4 protein-coding genes are annotated in these 4,382 nt (G+C 52.4%); all 4 read left to right on the top strand.

Going from position 1 to position 4,382, the window contains the following annotated elements:
• The coding region (locus FP827_03250; GenBank protein ID MBA3052095.1) for an amino acid permease at positions 1 to 1,560 on the top strand (1,560 nt) is incomplete at its 5' end.
• A gap of 86 nt (positions 1,561 to 1,646) precedes the next feature.
• Positions 1,647 to 2,639 carry a YibE/F family protein gene (locus FP827_03245; protein MBA3052094.1) on the top strand — a complete coding sequence of 331 codons (993 nt, stop codon included), beginning with the start codon at positions 1,647 to 1,649 and terminating at the stop codon, positions 2,637 to 2,639.
• On the top strand, positions 2,639 to 3,703 hold the full coding sequence (locus tag FP827_03240; GenBank protein MBA3052093.1) for a YibE/F family protein: 1,065 nt from the start codon (positions 2,639 to 2,641) through the stop codon (positions 3,701 to 3,703). Before FP827_03245 ends, FP827_03240 begins: the two co-directional genes overlap by 1 nt.
• Before the next feature lie 133 nt (positions 3,704 to 3,836).
• Positions 3,837 to 4,382, top strand: a 546-nt coding sequence (locus FP827_03235) for a trehalose-6-phosphate synthase (GenBank protein MBA3052092.1), incomplete at its 3' end; no start/stop codon positions are given.

Genomic DNA, 4,382 nt, shown 5'->3' with positions numbered 1-4,382 from the left:
GCCTTCGCTCTCGTCGGGATAGGGGCTTTTTTAACGATCATATATCCCGGCGCCACGGAAATTCAGATGGATGTGATCGCGGCGGCGTTCTGCGTTTTTTTCACTGTTATAAATCTCAAAGGCGTGCATCTAGCGGCTAAATATCAGATATGGATAGTCTCTGTCCTGATAGGTGTGTGCGTCGCGTATATTCTCTGGGGCGCGACCGCCGTGAAGCTGGATCATTTCAGGGGGTTTTGGGACACGGGCTTTTCCGTTATTTTTTCAACAGCCGCCCTGGTGTTTGTGTCATTCGGCGGCGTGGCAAAAGTGGCCAGCATTGCCGAAGAGGTGGAGAACCCGACGAGAAATATACCGCTTGGAATGCTGCTGGCCTGGACGGCAGTGGTGTGCCTTTACGCTCTGGCCATTTTTGTCACCGTTGGTGTGCTGGAATCGGATATCTTGATCAACACGCTCACGCCATTGAGCGCCGGCGCGGGGGTTTTTGCCGGAGCGCCCGGTGTGGCGCTGCTTGCCTTCGGGGCCATCCTGGCTTTTGTCCCCACGGCGAACGCGGGTATTATGACGGCCTCCCGCGCGCCACTGGCAATGAGCAGGGATAATCTGATGCCGGATATTTTTTCAAGGATCAACCGCCGGGGCGCGCCGCATTGGCCGATCTTATTCACATCGGCGGCGATGCTGATAATGATATTCGCGTTTGACATAGAAAAACTTGTCAAAGTGGCGTCGGCCACAATGATAACGCTGTTTATCCTCGCGAATACCGCGCTGATATTCATGAGAGAATCCAAACTGCCCAATTACCGGCCGGTGTTCAGGGCTCCGCTGTATCCTTATCTTCAAATAGCGGGGATCGCGTTCTATGCCGCGCTTATAGTCTCAATGGGCGCGTTCGCGCTCATCTCTACCGGCTTATTCTTCGGGGTGGCGCTCCTGTGGTATCTGCTTTATCCCTACAGGCTGGAAGCGAAGAAATCGGCGCTCATCCATGTGGTTGAAAGGGTGATAGGCCGCCAGATAAGCACGGACACTTTGAACAGGGAGCTCAAAGGCGTTCTTTTTGAGCGGGACAGTATAATGGAGGACCGCTTTGACTTGTTAGTAAAGGATTCCATAATAGTGGATATGAGCGGCACTTTTTCATCTCATGATTTTTTCAGGAAGATATCCGAACAATTCGCCAAACTTCTGAAAATGGACGCGGGGGAACTTTACGGGCAGTTTATTGAAAGGGAAAAGATCTCGGCCACCGTTATAAAAAAAGGCCTGGCCATACCGCACATCATAATCGACGGAGAAAAAATTTTCACAATGATACTTGTGCGGGCAAAAGAAGGCGTGATATTCCCCAACAGCCCCGACCCCATAAAAACATTATTTTTTATCGTGGCCAGCACCGACGAGAGGAATTTTTATCTGAGGTCTCTTATGGCCATAGCCGAAATAGTGCAGGAAAAAGATTTTGAGGAGAAGTGGATGGCGGCGTCCTCAAAAGCCGAACTTGAAGATGTTATCCTGCTGGCCAGCCGCAAGCGCGAAGAAGTGCTGCATTGACCAGGAACTTCACGGTTCTATTTTTTTTATTTTTTTTGTCACCGTCCGCCTCTGAAGCATCATCTGAATTTGTGACAGGCCGTCTCATGGAGTCATCACGCGGGAATACCGATATTGAGGAAGCGGAATTCCTTATCCTGAACGGAAAATTCAAGGGCGTCAGGGTTCAGGCAAAAAATTATCTCTGGGATGATCCCGCCTACAACACGATCCTGGAAAAAGGAGATAAGGCGGCGCTGCGGATAGATTACGATCCCGACGGAGAGATGGAGGGCGTGAGGATAAAAGGCTACAGCCGGGGAAGTGAGCTTAAGCTGTTCCTCGCGTTTTTTGCCCTGCTTCTTTTTGCCGTTATCGGCCGCCGAGCCGCGGCTGTTTTAGCGGCTATGGCTTTCAACATCTTTCTTTTTGTGGGCGCATTCGTTCCGGTTTTGAAAAACGGCTTTAATCCCGTGGCGGCTGTTTTTTTGTTTTCGCTTTTAAGCGCGGGAACGACACTTCTTCTGATAACCGGAGCCACTAAAAAAACCGCAGCTGCCGCCGCCGGCACGGCGGGAAGTATTGTTCTCGCCTCACTCATGGCTTTCGTTTTTCTGAAGGCCGCGCACATAAGCGGTTTTTATTTTGACGGCGCGCGCAGGATAATGGCCATGTCCCGGGCGGGAAACATAGCTGAAATAGATTTCTTCCTGATGGCATCTGCCGCGATAATGCTCGCGGCTCTCGGAATGGCCGTTGACGTGAGCGTGGGGGTGGCTTCCTTCGTGAACGAACTCCACGCTGAGCGCTCTGATATGAGCGTTATCCAGCTCTGCCTGCGGGGCATATCCGTCGGCGGAGACATGCTCGCGACGATGATAAACTCTCTTATCTTTGTTTTTGCGGGGGCGTCTCTTGCTCTCGTCCTCAACGCGCGCGTTTGCGGCGTGCCTTTCCTGAGATTTATAAATTATGAGGCTGTTTCAGGGATCATTCTCCAGAGCCTGCTGGCGAGTTTTGTACTCATATTGACGATCCCCGCCACATCCCTGACCGCCGCATATCTTTTCGCGGGGCATAAAAAAGGGCGAACGCCGTGATGCTTTTCAAAATAAGAAATATCCTGTTTTGCGTTCTTGTCGCCGCCTCATCCGCCTTCGCCGATTCATGGAGCGAGAAACCGGACATAGATTTTTACGCGCATCCTTTGGTTGAGGATGCCGAAGACCCTCAGGAATACAGGAGCGGCCGGATCACAATGGAAAACGGCGTTTTCGCTTTCGCGGTGTCAGGCAAAAAATATCCGGTGGATATTTATAATTACAGAGTGAAACTTTCCGGCGGGGAAAGGGTGCTCTGCGTTATAGAGGACGGCAGGGCAGGCGTTCTTGATTATGACAGGAGAGGCCCGATAGCGCTGCTCATTTTTCTTTTTGCCACCGGAGTTATCGCTCTCAAGGCCGCATCCGGCGCCCGGGCGCTGGCGGCTTTGTCCTTCGCCATGTTCCTGGTTTTCGGCATATATGTGCCCGCCATTCTCAAGGGTGCGCCGCCCGTCGCTTCGGCAATTCTCCTTTGTTCCGTCATCGCTCTTGTGACGCTTTATGCCGTCGGGGGCAGAGGGGCAAAAGCGCCCGCGGCTTTTGCCGGAGCGCTTTTCGGTATCCTTTCGGCGGCTCTGGTGGCATACGTTTTTCTCGCGGTTCTTAAAACCCGCGGATTTTCCGATGAACAGATACAGCTTCTCAATTATCTTGCGCGCGCGCTGAAAATCCCGCCGAGCGATGCGGGGAGCGTATTCCTGGCGGGAATCGTCATTGCCGCCTCAGGCGTGATAATGGATGTGGCCATAACAATAAGCTCTTCTCTGTCGTCAATACAATCGGTGAACTCCGCCATAACCCGGAAAAATCTTTTCCGCCGCGGGATGAATATAGGAGGAGATGTCATAGCGTCTATGTCGGGCAGCCTCCTTTTCGCTTACGCGGGCGGGGCGCTCTTCCTTATAGTGAGCAGGAGTTTCTTCACATATTCAGCGTCTTTTCTTCTCAACGCCGAATGGTTCGCCGCGCTGATAGCCGGTATTTTCGCCGGGACATGCGGCATGATACTCACGGTGCCGGTCACAGCCTTCGCTGCCGCTTTTCTCCTCACAAAACAATAGATTTATCAGTGCGCGTGATTTGCGCCCCGGCGTCAGGTTTGGTAAAATGCACTATGTTTAATGAGAGAACGGACGGACAACGCGGAAATTTTAAGACTCTCCGCTCAGGGATTTTTTCAGGCGGCTGCCGCGCATGCTGACGATAGTCTCAAACAGAGAGCCCTATTCCATGCGCGGCGGCAAGGTCAGCAGGAATGTCGGCGGGCTCGTGGCGGCTTTTGAGCCGCTGCTGAGAAAAACCGGCGGAAACTGGGTGGCTTACGGCGCGGGCCTTTCCGAGAACAGGAAAGTGGTTTTCCCGTCGGAAAAAGAAAAATTCTGCCTGCACCGCATGGCGCTCAATAAGAGCGAATACGGCATGTATTATTACGGTTTCAGCAACAGGGTGCTCTGGCCGCTCTGTCATCAGTTCAGCGAAAAATGCTCCTTTATCATAGAATACTGGCAGGGCTACAAGAATGTCAACAGGAAATTCGCGGATTATATCGCCAGGATCAAGGGGCAGGACACCGTCTGGATACAGGATTTTCATTTCAGCCTCGTCCCGGCGATGTTAAGGAAGCTGAGGCCGGCTTTGAAACTGATGTTTTTCTGGCACATCCCGTGGCCGTCGCCGTCCGTCTTTGCCATTCTTCCGTGGAGGAGGCAGATACTTGAGGGACTTCTGGGAAGTGACCTG

The sequence above is a fragment of the Candidatus Omnitrophota bacterium genome, from assembly GCA_013791745.1.
In the GTDB taxonomy this organism is placed as follows: Bacteria; CG03; CG03; order CG03; family CG03; genus CG03.
The sequence above is the reverse complement of the archived record's forward strand: the minus strand, read 5'-3'. Positions and strand labels throughout refer to the sequence as shown.

Bases quoted from the DNA above. Each gene is read 5' to 3' on its own strand.
- FP827_03245 (MBA3052094.1), top strand. From the start codon at position 1,647: ATGGAGTCATCACGCGGGAATACCGATATTGAGGAAGCGGAATTCCTT.
- FP827_03240 (MBA3052093.1), top strand. From the start codon at position 2,639: ATGCTTTTCAAAATAAGAAATATCCTGTTTTGCGTTCTTGTCGCCGCC.